Below are 21,571 nucleotides of genomic sequence, written 5' to 3' on the forward strand. Positions count from 1 at the left end.
CGTCGGAGACCCTTGTAATGCCTGAACACGATGTACGCCTGCAACAACTGACGGTCTGGCTCGCTGAGCAGCTCAATGATCTTTTCCGGAACAACGCCTGGGGCGAAGTGCCCGCAGGCAGCCTGACCGCAGCCAGCAGCGACGCCAGCTTCCGTCGTTACTTCCGCTGGCAGGGCGCTGGCCACAGTTTCGTGGTGATGGATGCACCGCCGCCCCAGGAGAACTGCCGACCGTTCGTCGCCATCGATCACCTGCTGGCCAGCGCCGGCGTGCATGTGCCGCTGATTCACGCTCAGGACCTGGAGCGCGGGTTCCTGCTGCTGGGCGACCTGGGCCACCAGACATACCTAGACATCATCGATGCCGACAACGCCGACAGCCTGTTTGCCGACGCCATCGACGCGCTGCTGAAATTCCAACGTCTGCCGATGGACGCGCAGTTGCCCTGCTACGACGACGCCCTGCTGCGCCGCGAAGTTGAACTGTTCCCCGAATGGTACGTGGGGCGTGAGCTTGGCCTGGCCCTCAGCGATAGCCAGAAGGCCACCTGGCAGCGCGTCAGCCAGCAGTTGATCGACAGCGCCCTGGCGCAGCCCAAGGTGCTGGTGCACCGCGACTACATGCCGCGCAACCTGATGCAGAGCAGCCCGAACCCTGGCGTGCTGGACTTCCAGGATGCTGTGTACGGCCCGGTCACCTACGACATCACCTGCCTGTTCAAGGATGCCTTCCTCAGCTGGCCCCAGGCGCGGGTCGAAGGCTGGCTGCGTGATTACTGGCAGAAAGCATTGGCTGCCGGCATCCCGGTGCAGCCTGATTTCGAGGCCTTCCAGCGCGCCAGCGACCTGATGGGTGTACAGCGGCACCTCAAGGTGATCGGCATTTTCGCGCGCATCTGCCACCGCGACGGCAAGCCGCGTTACCTGGGCGACGTGCCGCGTTTCTTCGCCTATATAGAAGAAGTGATCGGTCGCCGGCCCGAATTGGCGGAGCTGGGTGAACTGATTGCAGAGTTGCAGGCCGGAGCGCGTGCATGAAGGCAATGATCCTGGCAGCGGGTAAAGGCGAGCGCATGCGCCCGCTGACCCTGCATACCCCGAAACCGCTGGTCCCGGTCGCCGGCCAGCCGCTGATCGAATACCACCTGCGCGCACTGGCGACTGCGGGCGTTACCGAGGTGGTGATCAACCATGCCTGGCTCGGCCAGCAAATCGAAGATCACCTGGGAGATGGCAGCCGTTTCGGCCTGGGCATCCGCTACTCGCCTGAGGGTGAGCCGCTGGAAACCGGCGGCGGCATCTTCAAGGCGCTGCCTTTGCTGGGTGATGCGCCCTTCCTGTTGGTGAACGGCGATGTCTGGACCGACTACGACTTCGCACGTCTGCTGGTTCCCCGGCAGGGCCTGGCTCACCTGGTGCTGGTCGATAACCCAGGCCATCATGGCCGTGGCGACTTCCGCCTGGCGGGCGAGCAGGTGGTTGATGGCGACGACGCACCGGGCACGCTGACTTTCAGTGGCATCTCGGTGCTGCACCCGGCGCTGTTCGAGGGTTGCCAGGCCGGGGCCTTCAAGCTGGCCCCGTTGCTGCGCCAGGCCATGGCGGCCGGGCAGGTCACGGGTGAGCACTACCGCGGCCACTGGGTTGACGTTGGTACGCTCGAGCGCCTGGCCGAAGCCGAGCGCCTGATCGGCGAGCGCGCCTGACATGTGGTGGGCAGGCACACTGATTGGCGCCGGCGCCGGCTTCGCCGTGGCGAGTATCCCCGGCGCCCTGCTCGGCGTGGTGCTCGGCCAGGCTTTTGACCGCCATTTGCGCCTGCAAGGATGGGAGGACATGCGCGAACGGCTGAGTGGGCGCCCGGCATTGGCTGACGACGAATTGCTGTTCGTGATGCTCGGGCGCCTGGCCAAGAGCGATGGCCGGGTAGCCGAGCAGCATATTCGGCAGGCACGCCAGGAAATGGTGCGCCTGGACTTGGCCGAGCCTGCCCGCTTGCGCGCCATCAATGCGTTCAACCGCGGCAAGGCGGGCAAAGACCGCCTGGGCGGCCATCTGCGCCGTATTCGCGAGCAGCCACATGCGGCAGAAGGGACCTTGCGGGCTTGCTGGCGCATGGTCTGGGCCGACGGCAAGATGGGTAACAAGGAGCGCGAACTGTTGCTGGACTGGGGCCAGCAACTGGGCCTCAGCCGGCGCCAAGTGCAGGCCATGTCGCTGGACTACGAACCACGCAAGGCTGCCGGAACGGAAGGGGTGGCCATGACCTATGCGGCGGCGCTGCGCTTGCTGGCGGTCGAGGCGGATACCGATGTCGACAAGATCAAGCAGGCGTATCGCCGGCTGGTCAGTCGGCATCACCCGGACAAGCTGGCAGGTACCGGTGCCAGCGAGGCGCAGGTACGTGAGGCAACCGAGCGCACCCGCGAGTTGCACCAGGCCTATGCCATGATCCGCAAGCGGCGGGGGCTTTGAAATAGCCGGAGCCGCAGAGCGGCCCCGGCGATCTCGGCTCAGCCCTGCGGGCTCATCCACCCCCGCACCCGGCGGAACAATTGCTCTTGCTCGGCCGCCTTGTTCCCAGGCATGGCCATCAGCGACAACTGGCGGTACTGGCTGTCTTTCTGCCGCTTGCTGGCTTGCAGCCGCAACTCGGCTGCGCTGCGATCGCTACTGCGGGTGACGTAGTAGATATCGGCTGTAGGCACCGTCAAAGTCGGCGCCAGGCTTTCCAGGTCATGCTCCACCCGCGCCGGCGTCTGCGCAGCCACCATTACCAGCTTCTGCACCTGCGGCGGTTGCTTCTCGCTCAGGTAGCGGGCTGCCCAATATGCACCGCTGCCATGGCCGATCAGCACGATGCTGCGCGCATTGTGCTGCTGGGCAAACGCCACGGCGGCATCCAGGCGGGCAAAAATGCGTTCGGCATCGGCCGGGTCGGTCTGTTCGCTGGCCAACTCGGCATCGGTGCTTTGCGCAGTGTCGGCATCGGCCGCAGTGGCCTGGGCGACGTTGGCGTTGGCGTCGGCGGGTACGTCCTTGGCCGGTGCGCTTTCACCTTGGGGTTTTTCGGGCTCGGCGGCTGGCTTGGCCTCCACCCGTGCCTGCGGGCTGTCGGCGAGCAGGTCGGGCAGGCTTATGCTCAGGCTGTGCCAGCCAATGTCGGGGAATTTTTGCCGTAGGGGGCCAACGGCATTTGGCCAGTCAGCCGTTTCACCGGCGCCGGGGACGATGATCACAGCCCCTTGCGGGTCACTGTCGTTGGCCGGTTTCCACAGGGCCAGGAAGCTGTCGGCACCCGCTTGCAGGGTTTGCTGCTCGGCCTTGGGCACCAGCCGCTCGAGGGCCTGGGCATCTTCTTGGCTACGCTCCAGAAGCGGCGGGCGCGGCGCTTCGGCAGCGGGGGCGGCAGCGGCGGCAGGTGGTTTTTCGGCGTCGGCGGCCAGGGCACCGAGTGGAAGGATCGAGGCCAGGCAGCACATTGCCAGCGTCGTGCGATAAAGTGTGGACATGAGTCAACCCAAGGCCAGAATGATACCGGCAGCCTAATAGTATTTGCCCGTGACGGCCATGCTGCAGGGCCGCCTTTGCCAAGACGAGCGTGTAGATGAAGCGAGTGCATCGCCTGTTGGTTATCGGCTGCTTGTGGCTGCCCTTGATTGCATTTGCCAGGCCTGAGGCGCTGCCCGCCGTTGTGCTGGAGCCTGGCCAACAGCAGTGGCTGGACACGCACCGCAGTTTGCGGGTCGGCCTGGTGCTGCAGGCACCCTATGCACAATTTGACCGGCGGCTGCAGCAACTCTACGGGGCCAATGTGGAGCTGGTCAGCAGCCTGGCGCAGGTGCTACAGCTGGACCTTACCTGGCGCAACTTCAGCGACCAGGCCAGCCTGGAGCATGCCCTGCAGAGCGGCGAAATCGACTTTGCCCCGGGGCTTACCCAGACCCCGGCCAGCCTGCGCTTGTGGTTGTTCAGCGACCCCTACATGCGCGTACCGCAATTGGTGGTAGGGCCGCGCACCGGGGCCATGGCCTTGGAGCTGGAACGGCTTGAGCCCGAGCAGCGCGTGGCGGTGCGCATGCCAAGCCAGCTGGCGGATTACCTGCGCAGTAACTACGGCAACCTCAACCTGCAGGGCGTACCCAACGAGCGGGAGGCATTGCAACTGGTAGTGGGCGGCCAAGCCAGTTTCGCGGTGCTGGATGAAGCGCAGCTCAGCCGCTTGTCACGTGAGAGCGAGTTCGGCGAGCTGGCAGTGGTTGGTGATATCGGCCTGCCGCAGCTGCTGCGAATTGGTTCGCGACGCGATTGGCCTCTGTTGGCCGATGTGCTTGAACGTGGCCTGCAGGCGCTGCCGGCCAAGGAACTGGAGCAACTGCACCAGCGTTGGCTGCAGCCGAAGTACCCGCGCCTGAGTGAATCGCCTGGTTTCTGGCAGAACCTGGCCTTGCTGCTCGGCATGCTGTTGTTGTGTGCTTTGGCCACCCTGGTGTGGCAACGCAGGCAGCAACGTCAGCTGGAGCGCAGCCTGCTGACCACGCGTGAGAGCCTGGTGGAGCGCCAGGTGCGCGAAGAGGCATTGCGCTTGAGCCAGTTCGCCATCGACCAAAGCACGGTGGGCATCCTCTGGGTCAACTGGGACAGCCATGTGCGCTACGCCAACCACGCCGCCGAGCGCATGCTGGGTTATGCCGAGGGCGAGTTGCTGGAGCAGCCGCTGAGCGCCTTCGAGCCAAGCCTGAACATGGACCGCTGGCTGGAGCTGTGGAAGGGTGCGCGCGCTGGGGCGGGTGGTGTCGGCCAGTTCGAAACGCAGTGCCGTCGGGCTGACCACAGCTTGCTGCCGGTGGAGCTGTCCCTGAGTTTTCTGCGCTTTCGTGATTCCGAGTACCTGGTGGTCTACCTTGCCGATGTTACCGAGCGCCACCGTGCCCTGGCGGCCCTGCGCGAAAGCGAGGCGCGGCTCAAAGGCATCGCCGGCAACGTACCAGGGCTGGTGTTTCGGCTGGAGCGTGACCCGGCCGAGGGCGACCTGGAATTCCCCTACATCAGCGAGGGCAGCGAGGCTTTGGTGGGCTATGCACCCAGCGAGATTCAGCACCCGCAGATGGGCCTGCGCAACCTCGTGCACCCCGAAGACCGCGCCGATTACCATCGGGTGCAGGACTTGGCGCTCGCCAGCGATCAGGACTGGTCCTGGCAGGGGCGCATCCTTACCCGCGAAGGTGAACAGCGCTGGGCCGACATCAAGGCCAGTGCCCGGCACCTGGGTAACGGCCAGGTGGTATGGGACGGTGTGGTGTGGGATATCACCCAGGGCAAGCGGGCCGAGTTGGCGTTGGCCAAATCCCAGGAGCAGCTACGCGAGCTGTCGGCCCACCTGGAGAGCGTGCGCGAGGAGGAGAAGGCCCGCATCGCCCGGGAAGTGCATGATGAGCTGGGGCAGATGCTCACCGTGCTCAAGCTGGAGGTGTCGATGTGCGAGCTGGCTTTCGCCGAGTTGGACCCGGGCCTGAACGAGCGCCTGGCCAGCATGAAGCGTCTGATCGCCCAGTTGTTCCAGCTGGTACGCGACGTGGCCACCGCCTTGCGCCCGCCGATCCTCGATGCCGGCATTGCCTCGGCCATCGAGTGGCAGGCACGGCGGTTTGAGGCGCGCACGCAGATCCCTTGTCTGGTGCAAGTACCGGATAATCTGCCAGCATTGAGCGATGCCAAGGCCACCGGGTTGTTCCGCATCCTCCAGGAAGCGCTGACCAACGTGATGCGTCACGCCCAGGCCCATACTGTGGAGATTGAGCTGGTGCGTGAGAACGGGCAGTTGCGCATGACCGTCAGCGATGACGGCCAGGGTTTTTGCCGTGAGCAGACCAGGCCCACCTCGTTTGGCCTGGTAGGGGTACGCGAGCGGGTGCTGATGCTGGGCGGCAGCATGGTTCTGGACAGTCAACCGGGCGAAGGCACCAGCCTGAGCGTGGCCATTCCGTTGGAGTAGGAGAACAAGCGTGATTCGAGTGCTGGTGGCTGAAGACCACACCATTGTCCGCGAAGGCATCAAGCAGTTGATTGGCCTGGCCAAGGACATGCAGGTGGTGGGGGAGGCCGGCAATGGCGAGCAGTTGCTCGAAACCCTCCGGCACACGCCCTGCGAGGTGGTACTGCTGGATATCTCGATGCCGGGGGTGAACGGCCTGGAGGCCATTCCGCGGATCCGCGCGCTGCACGATGCGCCGGCGATCCTGATGCTGTCGATGCACGATGAAGCGCAGATGGCGGCCCGGGCGCTGAAAGCTGGCGCGGCGGGTTATGCCACCAAAGACAGTGACCCGGCGCTGTTGCTGACCGCGATTCGCCGGGTAGCCGGTGGCGGGCGCTATATTGACCCGGCACTGGCCGACCGCATGGTGTTCGAAGTCGGCCTGACCGAGTCCCGGCCCTTGCATACGCTACTGTCAGAGCGGGAGTTTTCGGTGTTCGAGCGCCTGGCTCAGGGCGCCAACGTCAACGACATCGCCCAGCAGCTGGCGCTGTCGAGCAAAACCATCAGCACCCACAAGGCGCGGTTGATGCAGAAGCTCAAGGTGAACTCGCTGGCGGAGCTGGTGAAGTATGCCATGGAGCACAAGCTGGTCTGATTGCGACATGTCTTGCGGCCTGTAGCGAGTCCCTGTGGGAGCAGGGCGCGGGGGAGCATTCCAATCCCGCCATTGTTGTAGGGCAATCCCTACAACGAATTTTCCATTAGGATGATGGCATTCTCTCAGCACCCCCGATTTCCGGGCGCTTGCGCCTCTTCTACTCTTTTGCCTACGCAGTCATCCAACAAGAAGGTGCAGGCATGAGCGAGGCGAAGTCGAACGCTGCAACCAGCGAAACGCTGGTCAGCTTCCGTGGTGTGCAGAAGAGCTACGACGGCGAGTCGCTGATCGTCAAAGACCTCAACCTGGATATCCGCAAGGGCGAATTCCTCACCCTGCTTGGCCCGTCCGGTTCGGGCAAGACCACCAGCCTGATGATGCTGGCCGGCTTCGAAACCCCCACCGCCGGCGAAATCCAGCTGGCCGGGCGCTCGATCAACAACGTGCCGCCGCACAAACGCGACATCGGCATGGTGTTCCAGAACTACGCGCTGTTCCCGCACATGACCGTTGCCGAGAACCTGGCCTTCCCCCTGAGCGTGCGCAACCTGAGCAAGACCGACATCAGCGAGCGGGTCAAGCGCGTGCTGAACATGGTCCAGCTCGATGCCTTTGCCAAACGCTACCCGGGCCAGCTGTCCGGCGGCCAGCAGCAGCGCGTGGCGCTGGCCCGCGCACTGGTGTTCGAGCCGCAGCTGGTGCTGATGGATGAACCGTTGGGCGCCCTGGACAAACAACTGCGTGAACATATGCAGATGGAGATCAAGCACATCCACCAGCGCCTGGGCGTGACCGTGGTGTACGTGACCCACGACCAGGGTGAAGCACTGACCATGTCCGACCGTGTGGCGGTGTTCCACCAGGGCGAAATCCAGCAGATCGCCGACCCGCGCACGCTGTATGAAGAACCCTGCAACACCTTCGTTGCCAACTTCATCGGCGAGAACAACCGTATCAACGGCACCCTGCTGGCCAGCGATGGCAAGCGCTGCCAGGTGCAGTTGCCACGTGGTGAGCGGGTCGAGGCGCTGGCGGTGAATGTCGGCCAGGCCGGCGAGCCGGTGACCCTGTCTATCCGCCCGGAGCGGGTGCGCCTGAATGGCCACAGCGAAAGCTGCGTCAACCGCTTTTCTGGCCGGGTGGCCGAATTCATTTACCTGGGCGACCACGTGCGGGTGCGCCTGGAAGTTTGCGGCAAGGGCGACTTCTTCGTGAAACAGCCAATTGCCGAGCTCGACCCGGCCCTGGCCGTGGGCGATGTGGTACCGCTGGGCTGGGAGGTGGAGCACGCCCGCGCGCTCGATCCGATTGCCGAAGCCCATTGATGGATTGCTTCACCAACCCTGTACTGTGGAGAGAATAATAATGCGCAAGCAGTTGAAACTGACCGCCCTGGCCCTGGGGCTGTTCGCCGCTGGCCAGGCCATGGCCGCAGACCTCACCGTGATCTCGTTCGGCGGCGCTAACAAGGCTGCCCAGGTCAAAGCGTTCTACGAGCCATGGGAGAAGGCGGGTAATGGCAAGATCGTCGCCGGTGAGTACAACGGCGAAATGGCCAAGGTCAAGGCGATGGTCGACACCAAGAGCGTGTCGTGGAACCTGGTAGAGGTTGAGTCGCCAGAGCTGGCGCGCGGTTGCGATGAGGGCATGTTCGAAGAGCTCGACCCAGCCCTGTTCGGCAGCGAGGACGACTACGTGCCCGGTGCCATCCAGCCTTGCGGTGTGGGCTTCTTCGTCTGGTCCACGGTCATGGCCTACAACGCCGACAAGCTCAAGACCGCACCTACCAGTTGGGCCGATTTCTGGGATACCAAGCAGTTCCCAGGCAAGCGTGGCCTGCGCAAAGGCGCCAAGTACACGTTGGAATTCGCACTGATGGCTGACGGTGTTGCGCCCAAGGACGTCTACAAAGTGCTGGCGACCAAGGAAGGCCAGGACCGCGCCTTCAAAAAACTCGATGAACTCAAGCCCAGCATTCAGTGGTGGGAAGCTGGCGCACAGCCACCGCAATTCCTGGCTTCAGGCGACGTGGTCATGAGCTCTGCCTACAACGGCCGTATTGCCGCTGTGCAAAAAGAGAGCAACCTCAAGGTGGTGTGGAACGGCGGCATCTACGACTTCGATGCATGGGCAATTCCTAAAGGCGCCAAGAACGTCGAAGAGGCGAAGAAATTCATCGCCTACAGCGTCAAGCCCGAGCAGCAGAAGATTTACTCCGAGAACATCGCCTACGGCCCGGCCAACGCCAAGGCGGTGAGCCTGCTGTCGGAAGAGGTGAAGAAGGACATGCCGACCACGCCTGAAAACATCGCCAACCAGGTACAAATCGACGTGGCCTTCTGGGCTGACAACAGCGAGCAGCTGGAGCAACGCTTCAACGCCTGGGCTGCGAAGAAGTAAACGACCAGCGTAAGGGGGCCGCTTTGCGGCCCCAATTCAGTTTCGTATCGCGGAGTTCGCCATGGCCATTGCAGTGCCCCTCAACGAAGGCGCAGGTCCAAGTCTCAAGCAGCGCCTCAAGCACGCCGAGCGGGTCAACCGCTGGAAGGCGCAGGCGTTGATCGCGCCGCTGGCGCTGTTCCTTTTGCTGGTGTTCCTGGTGCCGATCGCGGCGCTGCTGTACAAGAGCGTCGGCAACCCGGAGGTGGTCGGCGGCCTGCCGCGTACGGTTGAGGTCATCAGCCAGTGGGATGGCAAGAGCCTGCCCGGCGAGGACGTGTACAAGGCGCTGAGCCAAGACCTGGCCGAGTCGCGCAAGAACCAGACCCTGGGCGACCTCTCCAAGCGCCTGAACATGGAACTGGCCGGCTACCGCAGCTTGTTGACCAAGACAGCGCGGGCCTTGCCGTTCAAAAGTGAGCCTGCCTCCTATAAAGATGCGCTGCAAACCCTCGACGAGCGCTGGGGCGACCCGGCCTACTGGCAGGCGATTCGCCGCAACACCAGCACCGTGACCTCGTTCTACTTGCTGGCTTCGCTCGACCATCGTATCGACGACCTTGGCGAACTGGCCAAGGCTACCCCGGACCAGGCCATTTACCTGGACATCTTTGCCCGCACCCTGTGGATGGGTGTGGTGATTACCGCCATCTGCCTGGTGCTGGCATACCCGCTGGCATACCTGCTGGCCAACCTGCCGACCCGGCAGAGCAACCTGCTGATGATTTTGGTGCTGCTGCCGTTCTGGACTTCGATCCTGGTGCGGGTGGCAGCGTGGATCGTGTTGCTGCAGTCCGGCGGCCTGATCAACAGCGCGCTGATGGCAATAGGCATCATCGACCAGCCGCTGGAACTGGTGTTCAACCGCACCGGTGTGTACATCTCGATGGTGCATATCCTGCTGCCGTTCATGATCCTGCCGCTGTACAGCGTGATGAAGGGCATTTCGCCTAGCTACATGCGCGCGGCGATCTCCCTGGGCTGCCACCCGTTCGCCAGCTTCTGGCGGGTTTACTTTCCGCAAACCTACGCCGGTGTAGGCGCCGGTTGCCTGTTGGTGTTCATCCTGGCCATCGGCTACTACATCACCCCGGCGCTGCTGGGCAGCCCGAACGACCAGATGGTCAGCTACTTCGTGGCCTTCTATACCAACACCAGCATCAACTGGGGCATGGCTACCGCACTGGGTGGGCTGTTGCTGCTGGCGACTGTGCTGTTGTACCTGATCTATAGCTGGCTGGTCGGCGCCAGCCGCCTGCGCCTGAGCTGAGGAGCCTTGTCATGCTGAGCCCTTACATGTCGCCCGTGGAGCGGGTCTGGTACTACAGCCTGCGCATTCTATGCGGCCTGATCCTGCTCTTCCTGATCTTGCCGGTGCTGGTGATCGTGCCGCTGTCGTTCAACAGTGGCAGCTTCCTGGTGTATCCGCTGCAGGGCTTCTCGCTGCAGTGGTATCAGGACTTCTTTGGCTCGGCCGAGTGGATGCGGGCGTTGAAGAACAGCATCATCGTCGCCCCGGCGGCCACGGTGCTGGCCATGGTGTTCGGCACCCTGGCGGCCATCGGTCTGACCCGCGGGGATTTCCCCGGTAAATCGCTGGTCATGGCGCTGGTGATTTCGCCGATGGTGGTACCGGTGGTGATCATCGGTGTGGCCAGCTACCTGTTCTTCGCGCCGCTTGGCATGGGCAACAGCTTCACCTCGCTGATCCTGGTGCATGCGGTGCTGGGTGTGCCGTTCGTCATCATCACCGTGTCGGCGACCTTGCAGGGCTTCAACTACAACCTGGTGCGTGCGGCAGCCAGCCTGGGGGCTTCGCCACTGCTGACCTTCCGCCGGGTCACCCTGCCGCTGATCGCCCCCGGGGTAATCTCGGGAGCGCTGTTCGCGTTTGCCACCTCGTTCGACGAAGTAGTGGTGACGCTGTTCCTCGCCGGGCCGGAGCAGGCCACCCTGCCGCGGCAGATGTTCAGCGGTATTCGCGAAAACCTGAGCCCGACCATTGCGGCGGCGGCGACCTTGCTGATTGCTTTCTCGGTAGTGTTGCTGCTGACCCTGGAATGGCTCCGCGGGCGTAGCGAGAAGCTCAGGACTCAACAACCTGCCTGACGATGGCCGGGGTCTTCGCGGCTAAAGCCGCTCCCACAGGGCTTGCATACCCTTTTGGGGGCGGCTTTAGCCGCGAAGACGCCGGTGCAGGTTGACGCTAATCAGACCTCATCCACTTCCCTGAGTTACAATGCGCGCCACCGTGATTCTGCCAACAGGTGCGCCATGCAGCCCTACGCTATTGCCCCCTCCATTCTCTCTGCCGATTTCGCCCGCCTGGGCGAGGACGTCGACAAGGTATTGGCTGCGGGTGCCGACATCGTCCACTTCGATGTCATGGACAACCACTACGTTCCCAACCTGACCATCGGCCCGATGGTGTGCACCGCCCTGCGTAAGTACGGCGTCACCGCACCCATCGACGTGCACCTGATGGTCAGCCCGGTCGATCGCATCATCGGCGACTTCATCGAAGCCGGCGCCACCTACATCACCTTCCACCCGGAAGCATCGCAGCACATCGACCGTTCGCTGCAGCTGATCAAGGACGGTGGCTGCAAGGCTGGCCTGGTGTTCAACCCGGCCACCAGCCTGGACGCCCTGAAGTACGTGATGGACAAGGTCGACATGGTGCTGCTGATGAGCGTCAACCCAGGCTTCGGCGGGCAGAAGTTTATCCCCGGCACCCTCGACAAGCTGCGTGAGGCGCGTGCGTTGATCGATGCCAGCGGCCGTGATATCCGTCTGGAAATCGACGGTGGTGTCAACGTCAACAACATCCGCGAGATCGCTGCTGCTGGCGCCGACACCTTCGTGGCCGGTTCCGCGATCTTCAATGCCCCGGACTACCAGGAAGTCATTGCCAAGATGCGCGCCGAACTGGCCCAGGCCCGCCCATGAGCGGCTTCGAGCAGCTGTTCCCGGGGACGCTGCCCAGGCTGGTGATGTTCGATCTGGACGGTACCCTGATCGACTCCGTGCCAGACCTGGCCGCCGCCGTGGACCGCATGCTGCTCGAACTGGGGCGCCCGCCTGCAGGCCTTGAGGCGGTGCGCCACTGGGTTGGCAACGGCGCCCAGGTGCTGGTGCGCCGTGCCCTTGCCGGTGGCATCGAGCATGAAACCGTGGATGATGCCCTGGCCGAACAGGGCCTGGCGCTGTTCATGGACGCCTATGCCGAAAGCCATGAGCTCACCGTGCTCTACCCCGGTGTGAAAGACACCCTGCGTTGGTTGCAGAAGCAGGGCGTGGAAATGGCGCTGATCACCAACAAGCCAGAGCGCTTCGTCGCCCCCTTGCTGGACCAGATGAAGATCGGTCGCTACTTTCGCTGGATCATCGGCGGTGACACGCTGCCTCAGAAAAAGCCCGACCCGGCTGCGCTGCTGTTCGTCATGCAAATGGCCGGCGTTACCCCGCAGCAATCGCTGTTCGTCGGCGACTCGCGTAGTGATGTACTGGCGGCCAAGGCGGCAGGCGTGCAGTGCGTGGGCCTGACCTACGGCTACAACCATGGGCGGCCGATCCACGACGAAACTCCCAGCCTGGTGATCGACGACCTCCGCGCATTGCTGCCCGGTTGCGCAGACCCGGCCACTGGGATAACGTTGGCGGACCTTCAAGCCTCACAAGACAGAGAGTCCACCGTGGCGGTTACTGGCAAATTCTGGATGAAAGTCATCAAGGCCCTGGCCCGTTGGCGTTGGCGCGCCTGACTTGAGCCTGCCGGCGCGTGCCGGCCCGTCCGTTTGCCTGACCTATTGCTGCTTGCCACGAGGCTACTCATGAACCGCGAAGAATTCCTGCGCCTGGCTGCTGCCGGCTACAACCGCATTCCCCTGGCCTGTGAAACCTTGGCCGACTTCGACACGCCGCTGTCGATTTACCTGAAACTGGCTGACCAGCCCAACTCATACCTGCTTGAATCGGTGCAAGGCGGCGAGAAGTGGGGCCGCTACTCGATGATCGGCCTGCCCTCGCGCACCGTGATGCGCGTGCATGGCTACCACGTCAGCGTCCTGCAGGACGGCGTCGAGGTGGAAAGCCATGATGTCGAAGACCCGCTGGCGTTCGTCGAGCGCTTCAAGGACCGCTACAAGGTTGCCGATATCCCTGGCCTGCCACGTTTCAACGGTGGCCTGGTTGGCTACTTCGGCTACGACTGTGTGCGCTACGTGGAAAAACGCCTGGGTGCGAGCCCCAACCCGGATCCGTTGGGCGTGCCGGACATTCTGCTGATGGTGTCCGACGCCGTAGTGGTGTTCGACAACCTGGCCGGCAAGATGCACGCCATCGTGCTGGTCGACCCGGCTGAAGAGCAGGCTTTCGAGCAAGGCCAAGCCCGTCTGCAAGGCTTGCTGGAAACCTTGCGCCAGCCAATCACTCCGCGCCGAGGCCTGGACTTGAGCGGCCCGCAGGCTGCCGAGCCGGAATTCCGCTCCAGCTACACCCGTGAGGACTACGAGAACGCCGTCGGCCGAATCAAGGAGTACATCCTGGCCGGTGACTGCATGCAGGTAGTGCCGTCGCAGCGCATGTCGATCGACTTCAAGGCTGCGCCTATCGACCTCTACCGCGCGTTGCGCTGCTTCAACCCCACGCCGTACATGTACTTCTTCAACTTTGGTGACTTCCATGTGGTCGGCAGCTCGCCCGAGGTGCTGGTGCGTGTCGAAGACAACCTGGTCACGGTGCGCCCTATCGCTGGTACCCGCCCGCGTGGAGCGACCGAGGAGGCCGACCGCGCGCTGGAAGACGACCTGCTGTCGGACGACAAGGAGATTGCCGAGCACCTGATGCTGATCGACCTGGGACGCAACGACGTGGGCCGGGTGTCCTCGACCGGTAGCGTGCGCCTGACCGAGAAAATGGTGATCGAGCGTTACTCCAACGTCATGCACATTGTGTCCAACGTCACCGGCCAGCTACGTGAAGGGCTGACGGCGATGGATGCACTGCGGGCGATCCTGCCAGCCGGTACGCTTTCGGGGGCGCCGAAGATTCGTGCGATGGAGATCATCGACGAACTGGAGCCGGTCAAGCGTGGGGTTTATGGTGGTGCCGTCGGCTACTTTGCCTGGAACGGTAACATGGATACCGCGATTGCCATTCGTACGGCAGTGATCAAGGACGGCGAGCTGCATGTGCAGGCCGGGGGTGGCATCGTTGCCGACTCGGTACCGGCACTGGAGTGGGAAGAAACCATCAACAAGCGCCGGGCGATGTTCCGGGCGGTGGCGTTGGCAGAGCAGACGTCCACCCGATAAATTGATCGGGGCTGCGCTGTCACGCAGAGAACACTTGTGATTGTGGGAGCGGGCTCGTCCCGCGAAGGGGGCCGCGCGGTGCATGGCACCGGCGTTGCCGGTGTTCGCGGGGCAAGCCCGCTCCCACAGAGTCCTTGCCAAACCAACACTATGGGTGCGGGTTTGCCCGCGAATGGACCGTAAACCGGCCCCGGCAGTTTAAAAGTCCACGCTGACTCCCAAGCTGATCCCCTGCTGCGTCAACTCATCACTCTTGCGCCAATTGTAATTACCGCGCAAATGCACCCCCGCCACCACTTCATGGCTTACCCCCAGGCTCGCCCGGGTCAGGTCGCTGTGAGGGGTATACCCGGTCAGGGTGAAGTCGTTCGACGGCAGGCTGGTCAGGTGCATCGTCACATCCTGCTGGTCATCCTCGAACTCATGCTCCTGTGCCACCTCGGCAAACAGCCGGGTACTCGGCAGCACCTGCACACTGCCCAGCAATCCCACGCCTAAACGGCGTGATGTACGCTCTTGGTCATCGAAGCCCAGCGCCGTCGAGCGCCCACTCTTCTCGTCGTAGCCATCCACCTTGACCCGTGCATAGTCGGCACTGATGAAAGGCGCTAGCTGCCAACTGCTGCTGTCGGCCGCCAGGTTGTAGCCCAGACGTCCGGACATCGCCCAGGCTTCGCCATCGGTGTCGCCCTTTTCGCTACGATCGTTCACGCCAAGGGCGAAGGTGCGATTGAGGTCGCTGTAGTCCAAGTGCCCGGCAGTCAGCGCCGCATCGGCCCACCAGCGGTCCTGGCGGTACTGGGCAAAGGCGCTGGCCAGATAGCTGTCCATTTTGTAGTCCGAGTCTTGTTCGCCGGCTTCCAGCTTCTGGTGGTACACACCGCCGGCCAAGCCTACGCGCCAGGCGTCGTTCAGGCGGTAACTGCCGCCCACGGTCAGGTTGTAGCCGCGGCCATCGCCGCTGGCTGCACTGCGTTGCCCGTCGAAGTCCAGATCCTGCGCGCCTGTGGCGACAAAGGCCTGCCACTGGCCAACCGCCTGCCAAGGTGCCTGCCACTGGTTGCGCAGTTCATCCTGATGGGCGCGCAGGCTGGCGTGGGCAATTTCCGGCAGCAGGGTCAATTCCCACGGAGCCGACAGGATCGAGTAGGCGTAGTCGGCAATCAGTTGCTGGCCTGCGATGGTGGGGTGTACCGAGTCGTTGAACAGCAGCTTGGTGGGGTCTGGCGTGGTGCCGTTGATGCCGTAAACCGGGTTTTCCACACAACTTTCGCCGCTGTAGCAGGTGCCGACCAGGTTCTGGTCGCTGGCCAGGCCGAACTGGCTGGGGCTGGCCAATGCCTCACTCAACAGCACGGGGATGTTCAGCGGGATGATCTCGGCATCGACCTGCCGCAGCTGGCTGAGCAGCGACTGGTTGAAAGCACCGGACAGCAATGACAGCGGGTTTTGTTGCGGGGTACCGCTGAAATTAGGCGTTTGGCCAAGGTCGGGCAACAGCCAGACCACGATGTAGCGCGCGCCACCTTGCTGCAGAGCCTGCGCGCTGGCCGCCAGGCGGGCACCAGCGGCTATCGCGTCAGCTGGGCTGTTTACCAGGCCTTGCAGGAAGTCGTTGCCGCCGCCGGTGAGGTAGTACAACGCGTTGGGATCGGCGCGCAGGCCGTTGGCCAGGTAGCCGGGGCGCTCGCGCAGCACCAACCCGGCATTGGAGTTTCCTGGTGGGATGACGGTCTGTGAGGTTTCGGTGATTGAATCGAGAATCTGCTGGGTCGTGTAGCCGCCGACCGCCCAGTTATTGCCGTCGGGCCGAATGCCGACCGAGGTGGATGGATTCAACGCGTCCGGGTCTATGCCCAGCCGCCCGCCGAGGATCATTGGTGACACGGGTGCAAAGTTGCCGTCGGCATCGCGGTTGGTGAAGCGGGCTCCCGAAGTGCCGCCCGTCAGGTCGGGGAATTGCCCGGCATCAGCGAGGCTGTCGCCGAACACGACCAGCGTGGAGTAGGGCGAGGGGGCAGCGAACGCCTGGCTGCAGGCCAGGGTGAGTGTGGCGAGGGTAAAGCGCAATAACGGGGCTTTTCGCATCGGGGAACATCCTTTTCTTTATTTTTATCAGGACAACCCGATCGACCTTAGCAAATCACAGGGCATCCCTCCCAAGTCCATTCGTTTCCCCGTGTTTACAGGCATATTGCGCCCGTCGCCCCGGTAGGCTACTGTGCCGGGACGTATGAGCGAGACCTATCCTGTGTTGATCGTCAGCAAACTCTTGATGCGCGTAATCAAGGCCCACGCCCGTTGGCGTTGGCGCGCCTGACTTTATCCCCTGCCGGCCCGTCCGGCTCGCCCCCGTTTGCCTTCCAGTCTACCGCCTTGTAAAGGCCAAGCTGCGCCTGTGGCAGGAGCAGGAAGGTTCAAATTTTGAAGTCAGTAGATTCAAGAGGTTTAACCCGATGTTACTGATGATCGACAATTACGACTCTTTTACTTACAACGTCGTTCAGTACCTTGGCGAGCTGGGTGCCGAGGTCAAGGTCATTCGCAATGACGAAATGACCATCGCCCAGATCGAAGCCCTTAACCCCGAGCGCATCGTCGTATCCCCAGGACCGTGCACGCCGAGCGAGGCGGGCGTGTCCATCGAGGCCATCCTGCACTTTGCCGGCAAGCTGCCGATCCTGGGCGTGTGCCTGGGGCACCAGTCCATCGGCCAGGCCTTTGGCGGTGATGTGGTGCGTGCCCGCCAGGTGATGCACGGCAAGACCAGCCCGGTACACCATCGCGACCTGGGCGTGTTCACCGGCCTCAACCACCCGCTGACCGTGACCCGCTACCACTCGCTGGTGGTCAAGCGCGAAACCTTGCCCGAGTGCCTGGAAGTGACCGCATGGACCGCCCATGCTGACGGTTCGGTCGATGAGATCATGGGGCTGCGCCACAAGACGCTGAATATCGAGGGGGTGCAGTTCCACCCCGAGTCGATCCTGACTGAACAGGGCCACGAGCTGTTCGCCAATTTCCTCAAGCAGACCGGCGGCCGCCGCTAAGGATCGAACATGGATATCAAGAGCGCGTTGAGCCGTATCGTCGGCCAGCTGGACCTTTCCACCGAAGAAATGCGCGATGTCATGCGCCAGATCATGACCGGCCAGTGCAGCGAAGCGCAGATCGGTGCCTTCCTGATGGGCATGCGCATGAAAAGCGAGAGCATCGACGAAATCGTCGGTGCCGTCTCGGTCATGCGCGAGCTGGCCGACAAGGTCGAACTGCAGAGCCTCGATGGTGTAGTCGATATCGTCGGTACCGGCGGTGATGGCGCCAACATTTTCAACGTTTCCACCGCTTCGTCCTTCGTCCTGGCAGCGGCGGGCTGCCCCGTGGCCAAGCATGGCAATCGCGCGGTGTCGGGGAAAAGCGGCAGTGCTGACCTGCTGGAAGCTGCCGGCATCTACCTGAACCTGACGCCAACGCAAGTGGCCCGCTGCATCGACAGTTTGGGGATAGGCTTCATGTTCGCGCAAAGCCACCATTCGGCCATGAAACATGCCGCCGGCCCGCGTCGCGATCTGGGCCTGCGTACCCTGTTCAACATGCTCGGCCCGCTTACGAATCCGGCCGGAGTGAAGCACCAGGTGGTCGGCGTATTCGCCCAGGCCCTGTGCCGCCCCCTGGCCGAAGTGCTGCAACGGCTGGGCAGCAAGCACGTGCTGGTGGTGCACTCCAAGGACGGCCTGGACGAGTTCAGCCTGGCTGCCCCCACCTTTGTTGCCGAGCTCAAGAACGACGAAATCACTGAATACTGGGTCGAGCCGGAAGACCTCGGCATGAAAAGCCAGAGCCTGCATGGCCTGGCCGTCGAGAGCCCGCAGGCGTCGCTGGAACTGATCCGCGATGCACTGGGCCGGCGCAAGACTGAAAACGGCCAGAAAGCCGCCGAGATGATCGTGCTCAACGCTGGCGCAGCATTGTATGCCGCTGACCATGCCATGAGCCTGAAAGCCGGTGTAGAACTGGCCCATGACGTCCTGCACACAGGCCTGGCCTGGGAGAAGCTGCAGGAACTGGGCGCCTTTACTGCAGTATTCAAGGTGGAGAACGAAGCATGAGTGTGCCGACGGTGCTGGAAAGGATCATTGCCCGCAAGTTCCAGGAAGTGGCCGAGCGCAGCGCGCGCATCAGTCTGGCTGAGCTGGAGGGCCTGGCCAAGGCCGCCGATGCTCCCCGTGGCTTCGCCAATGCCTTGATCGAGCAGGCTAAACGCAAGCAGCCAGCGGTGATTGCCGAAATCAAGAAGGCTTCGCCAAGCAAGGGTGTGATCCGCGAAAACTTCGTACCGGCGGAAATCGCTGTCAGCTACGAGAAGGGCGGCGCTACCTGCCTGTCGGTGCTGACCGATGTCGATTACTTCCAGGGTGCCGATGAGTACTTGCAGCAGGCTCGCGCAGAGGTTTCGCTGCCGGTGATCCGCAAGGACTTCATGGTTGACCCGTACCAGATCGTCGAAGCCCGGGCCCTGGGTGCAGACTGTGTACTGCTGATCGTGTCGGCGCTGGATGACGTGAAGATGGCCGAGCTGGCCGCCACTGCCAAGGACGTCGGCCTCGATGTTTTGGTAGAAGTGCACGATGGTGATGAGCTTGAGCGCGCGCTGAAAACGCTGGATACACCGCTGGTAGGGGTGAACAACCGCAACCTGCACACGTTCGAGGTCAGCCTTGAAACCACCCTCGACCTGCTGCCGCGCATTCCGCGTGATCGCCTGGCGATTACCGAGAGCGGTATTCTGAACCGGGCCGATGTGGAACTGATGGCTATCAACGAGGTTTACTCGTTCCTGGTGGGTGAGGCGTTCATGCGCGCCGAACAGCCAGGGCTTGAGTTGCAACGGCTGTTCTTCCCGGATCAGGTGAAGAAGACTGTTCAGCAACTGGACTGATCAAACGAAGCCGGCTTTCTTGCCGGCTTTTTTGTATGCCTGCACTAGCCCGTTCGCTGGCTCGACCGCTCCCACAGGATGGTCACCGCCTTATGGACCTGAGATGCACCAGTGGGAGCGGGCGTGCCGGCGAAAAGGCCATCAATAACAACATCAAAGGTGGATCAATGACCGATCAACCCCTGGCCTTGACCGTTGAACAAGGCCTGCACGCCGAGCAGGAACTGCTGGCAGCCGTATGCCGCGGCGAGCGCGACAATGGTGTGCTGTTCTGGCGCCCCACCGACCATGCGCTGGTCATGCCCCGGCGCATGAGCCGCCTGGACAATTTCGAGGCTGCCTGCGCTGAGCTGGCCATCGCCGGCTGGCCCGTGCTGCTACGCGAAACCGGCGGTGAGCCGGTGCCGCAGTCGCATTCGACCGTGAACGTTGCACTGGTCTACGTCGCCCCACGCAGCGAAGGCGACCACGGCCGTATCGAAAACGCCTACGAGCGCCTGTGCCTGCCGCTGTGCGACGTGTTGCGCGAGTGGGGCGGGGTAGCCTCGGTAGGGGAAATCGACGGGGCGTTCTGCGATGGCCGCTATAACGTCAACCTGAACGGCCGCAAGCTGGTTGGTACGGCCCAGCGATGGCGCCAAGGCCTGGGCGGCAAACGCCCGGTGGTGCTGGTGCACGGGGCGTTGCTGCTGGACAACGAGCGTGAATCGATGGTGGCAGCGGTGAATCGCTTCAACGAGTGCTGCGAGCTGGAGCAACGCTGCAGGGCCGATGCGCACATTGCCTTGCACGAGGTGGCCCCTGCTGCGCCGTGGTTCGAACGCCTGTCACAGGCCTATGCCAAGGTGCTAGCCGAGCTGCCGAAGGACTAGCGGGTACCGTAGACCACCATGGTCTTACCCTTGACCTGCACCAGGCTGCGCTCTTCGAGGTCCTTGAGGACGCGGCCGACCATTTCCCGCGAGCAGCCGACGATCCGGCCGATTTCCTGGCGGGTGATCTTGATCTGCATGCCGTCTGGGTGGGTCATGGCGTCGGGCTGCTTGCACAGCTCCAGCAGGCAACGGGCAACCCGACCGGTCACATCAAAAAATGCCAGGTCGCCAACCTTGCGCGTGGTGTTGCGCAGGCGCTGGGCCATCTGGCTGCCCAGCGCATAGAGGATGTCCGGGTCTTGGCGCGTCAGTTCGCGAAACTTGTCGTAGCTGATCTCGGCCACTTCGCATTCGGTCTTGGCACGTACCCAGGCGCTTCGCTGCTGTTCACCGTCAACCGGCTCGAACAGGCCAAGCTCGCCAAAGAAGTCGCCGTTGTTGAGGTAAGCGATGATCATTTCGTGGCCGTCGTCGTCCTCGATGATGATGGTTACCGAACCCTTGATGATGAACGACAGTGTCTCGGCCCGGTCGCCGGCGCAGATGATGTTGCTTTTGGCGGTGTAGCGGCGGCGCTGGCAATGCACCAGCAGTTTGTCGATGTTCTTGATCTTGGCGGGTAGGGCAGAGGCGACCATCACGAAATCCTGTTCGATACGAGGCATAGGCTTTTTGTAGAGGCTGGCTGGCGTAAAGCGCCAGTCATTTGGCGCCAGCTTATCAGACACTACGGTATGTTTCGGTAGTAAACCGACACGTCACGTACTTTTCCCACAGCCGCACAAGGTCTAAGCTGACACCCTTTTCCGAAAATCAGGAGTCCAGGTAGATGAAGGCACGTATCCAGTGGGCCGGTGAGGCGATGTTCCTCGGCGAATCGGGGAGCGGCCATGTCGTCGTGATGGATGGCCCGCCCGAGGCCGGTGGCCGCAACCTGGGTGTGCGCCCGATGGAAATGCTGCTGTTGGGCCTGGGTGGCTGCAGCAGCTTTGACGTGGTCAGCATCCTGAAGAAGTCGCGCCAGGCGGTGGAAAGCTGCGAGGCATTCCTGGAAGCCGAGCGCGCCAGTGAAGACCCGAAGGTCTTTACCAAGATCCACATGAACTTTGTGGTGAAAGGGCGTGGGCTGAAAGAGGCGCAGGTCAAGCGGGCGGTGGAGCTGTCGGCGGAGAAGTACTGCTCGGCGTCCATCATGCTGGAGCGTGCCGGGGTCGAGATTACCCATGGGTACGAGATTGTAGAACTGGGTTGATCGTACACCTGGGCTGCGTGGCAGCCCTTGTGGGAGCGGGTTTACCCGCGAAGCAGGCAACGCGGTGGATGGCATCTGCTGCGTCGTTGTTCGCGGCTGAATTCGCCCCACATG

The 21,571-nt window shown here is 62.9% G+C and carries 20 protein-coding genes; 17 read left to right on the plus strand and 3 right to left on the minus strand.

The features are described 5' to 3' along the window. Nucleotides 1-17: 17 nt before the first annotated feature. Genes OO258_RS12320 through OO258_RS12330 form a run of 3 tightly spaced genes read left to right on the plus strand, consistent with a single transcriptional unit; the run spans nt 18 to nt 2,474 of the window. On the plus strand, nt 18-1,037 hold the full coding sequence (locus OO258_RS12320) for an aminoglycoside phosphotransferase family protein (protein WP_266030704.1): 1,020 nt from the start codon (nt 18-20) through the stop codon (nt 1,035-1,037). Then, nucleotides 1,034-1,705, plus strand: a complete 672-nt coding sequence (gene murU / locus OO258_RS12325; RefSeq protein WP_110747254.1) for an N-acetylmuramate alpha-1-phosphate uridylyltransferase MurU — start codon at nt 1,034-1,036, stop codon at nt 1,703-1,705. The genes OO258_RS12320 and murU overlap by 4 nt, the downstream gene beginning before the upstream one ends. 1 nt (nt 1,706) lies before the next feature. After that, complete coding sequence (locus tag OO258_RS12330) at nt 1,707-2,474, plus strand: TerB family tellurite resistance protein (RefSeq protein WP_266030705.1); 768 nt, start codon at nt 1,707-1,709, stop codon at nt 2,472-2,474. A 38-nt stretch (nt 2,475-2,512) separates the two neighbouring features. Here OO258_RS12330 and OO258_RS12335 read toward each other — a convergent pair whose 3' ends face one another. Then, nucleotides 2,513-3,511: an alpha/beta hydrolase family protein gene (locus tag OO258_RS12335; protein WP_266030707.1), complete on the minus strand. Its 999-nt coding sequence runs from the start codon at nt 3,509-3,511 to the stop codon at nt 2,513-2,515. Between the two features lie 95 nt (nt 3,512-3,606). On the opposite strand from OO258_RS12335, the gene OO258_RS12340 reads away from it, so the two are divergent. The 9 genes from OO258_RS12340 (at nt 3,607) to trpE (ending at nt 14,391) form a co-directional block, all read left to right on the plus strand. Continuing rightward, on the plus strand, nt 3,607-5,994 hold the full coding sequence (locus OO258_RS12340; protein ID WP_266030708.1) for a PAS domain S-box protein: 2,388 nt from the start codon (nt 3,607-3,609) through the stop codon (nt 5,992-5,994). Between the two features lie 10 nt (nt 5,995-6,004). Then, a complete protein-coding gene (locus OO258_RS12345; protein ID WP_110747261.1) occupies nt 6,005-6,634 on the plus strand; it encodes a response regulator transcription factor in 630 nt (209 codons plus the stop codon). 203 nt (nt 6,635-6,837) lie between these two features. Then, on the plus strand, nt 6,838-7,962 hold the full coding sequence (locus OO258_RS12350; RefSeq protein ID WP_110747263.1) for an ABC transporter ATP-binding protein: 1,125 nt from the start codon (nt 6,838-6,840) through the stop codon (nt 7,960-7,962). A 40-nt stretch (nt 7,963-8,002) separates the two neighbouring features. Beyond that, nucleotides 8,003-9,037 carry an ABC transporter substrate-binding protein gene (locus OO258_RS12355; RefSeq protein WP_266030711.1) on the plus strand — a complete coding sequence of 345 codons (1,035 nt, stop codon included), beginning with the start codon at nt 8,003-8,005 and terminating at the stop codon, nt 9,035-9,037. A gap of 61 nt (nt 9,038-9,098) precedes the next feature. Next, nucleotides 9,099-10,346 carry an ABC transporter permease gene (locus tag OO258_RS12360; RefSeq protein ID WP_266030713.1) on the plus strand — a complete coding sequence of 416 codons (1,248 nt, stop codon included), beginning with the start codon at nt 9,099-9,101 and terminating at the stop codon, nt 10,344-10,346. An 11-nt stretch (nt 10,347-10,357) separates the two neighbouring features. Further along, complete coding sequence (locus OO258_RS12365) at nt 10,358-11,185, plus strand: ABC transporter permease (RefSeq protein ID WP_266030714.1); 828 nt, start codon at nt 10,358-10,360, stop codon at nt 11,183-11,185. Between the two features lie 165 nt (nt 11,186-11,350). Beyond that, nucleotides 11,351-12,025 (plus strand): ribulose-phosphate 3-epimerase, encoded by a 675-nt coding sequence (gene rpe / locus OO258_RS12370; RefSeq protein ID WP_027917448.1) that lies wholly within the window; start codon nt 11,351-11,353, stop codon nt 12,023-12,025. Next, on the plus strand, nt 12,022-12,840 hold the full coding sequence (locus tag OO258_RS12375) for a phosphoglycolate phosphatase (RefSeq protein ID WP_266030719.1): 819 nt from the start codon (nt 12,022-12,024) through the stop codon (nt 12,838-12,840). Before rpe ends, OO258_RS12375 begins: the two co-directional genes overlap by 4 nt. A gap of 69 nt (nt 12,841-12,909) precedes the next feature. After that, entirely contained in the window at nt 12,910-14,391 is a 1,482-nt protein-coding gene (gene trpE / locus OO258_RS12380; RefSeq protein WP_266030721.1) for an anthranilate synthase component I, read from the plus strand. Between the two features lie 198 nt (nt 14,392-14,589). On the opposite strand, the gene estP is transcribed toward trpE, so the two are convergent. Then, complete coding sequence (gene estP, locus OO258_RS12385; RefSeq protein WP_266030723.1) at nt 14,590-16,479, minus strand: esterase EstP; 1,890 nt, start codon at nt 16,477-16,479, stop codon at nt 14,590-14,592. A 368-nt stretch (nt 16,480-16,847) separates the two neighbouring features. Between estP and OO258_RS12390 the strand changes: the two genes are divergently transcribed. From OO258_RS12390 to OO258_RS12405, 4 genes are all read left to right on the plus strand, one after another. Beyond that, entirely contained in the window at nt 16,848-17,441 is a 594-nt protein-coding gene (locus OO258_RS12390; RefSeq protein ID WP_110747287.1) for an aminodeoxychorismate/anthranilate synthase component II, read from the plus strand. 9 nt (nt 17,442-17,450) lie between these two features. After that, nucleotides 17,451-18,500: an anthranilate phosphoribosyltransferase gene (gene trpD, locus OO258_RS12395; RefSeq protein ID WP_266030725.1), complete on the plus strand. Its 1,050-nt coding sequence runs from the start codon at nt 17,451-17,453 to the stop codon at nt 18,498-18,500. After that, nucleotides 18,497-19,330, plus strand: coding sequence for an indole-3-glycerol phosphate synthase TrpC (gene trpC, locus OO258_RS12400; protein ID WP_110747293.1), 834 nt, complete (start codon nt 18,497-18,499; stop codon nt 19,328-19,330). Before trpD ends, trpC begins: the two co-directional genes overlap by 4 nt. A 167-nt stretch (nt 19,331-19,497) precedes the next feature. Beyond that, on the plus strand, nt 19,498-20,202 hold the full coding sequence (locus tag OO258_RS12405; RefSeq protein ID WP_110747323.1) for a lipoate--protein ligase family protein: 705 nt from the start codon (nt 19,498-19,500) through the stop codon (nt 20,200-20,202). On the opposite strand, the gene crp is transcribed toward OO258_RS12405, so the two are convergent. Next, nucleotides 20,199-20,843 (minus strand): cAMP-activated global transcriptional regulator CRP, encoded by a 645-nt coding sequence (crp, locus tag OO258_RS12410; protein ID WP_110747296.1) that lies wholly within the window; start codon nt 20,841-20,843, stop codon nt 20,199-20,201. The genes OO258_RS12405 and crp overlap by 4 nt on opposite strands. A 191-nt stretch (nt 20,844-21,034) precedes the next feature. Between crp and OO258_RS12415 the strand changes: the two genes are divergently transcribed. Beyond that, nucleotides 21,035-21,457: an OsmC family protein gene (locus tag OO258_RS12415; RefSeq protein ID WP_004376171.1), complete on the plus strand. Its 423-nt coding sequence runs from the start codon at nt 21,035-21,037 to the stop codon at nt 21,455-21,457. Nucleotides 21,458-21,571: the final 114 nt, after the last annotated feature.

The sequence above is a fragment of the Pseudomonas sp. DCB_BI genome, from assembly GCF_026240995.1.
Taxonomy (GTDB): domain Bacteria; phylum Pseudomonadota; class Gammaproteobacteria; order Pseudomonadales; family Pseudomonadaceae; genus Aquipseudomonas.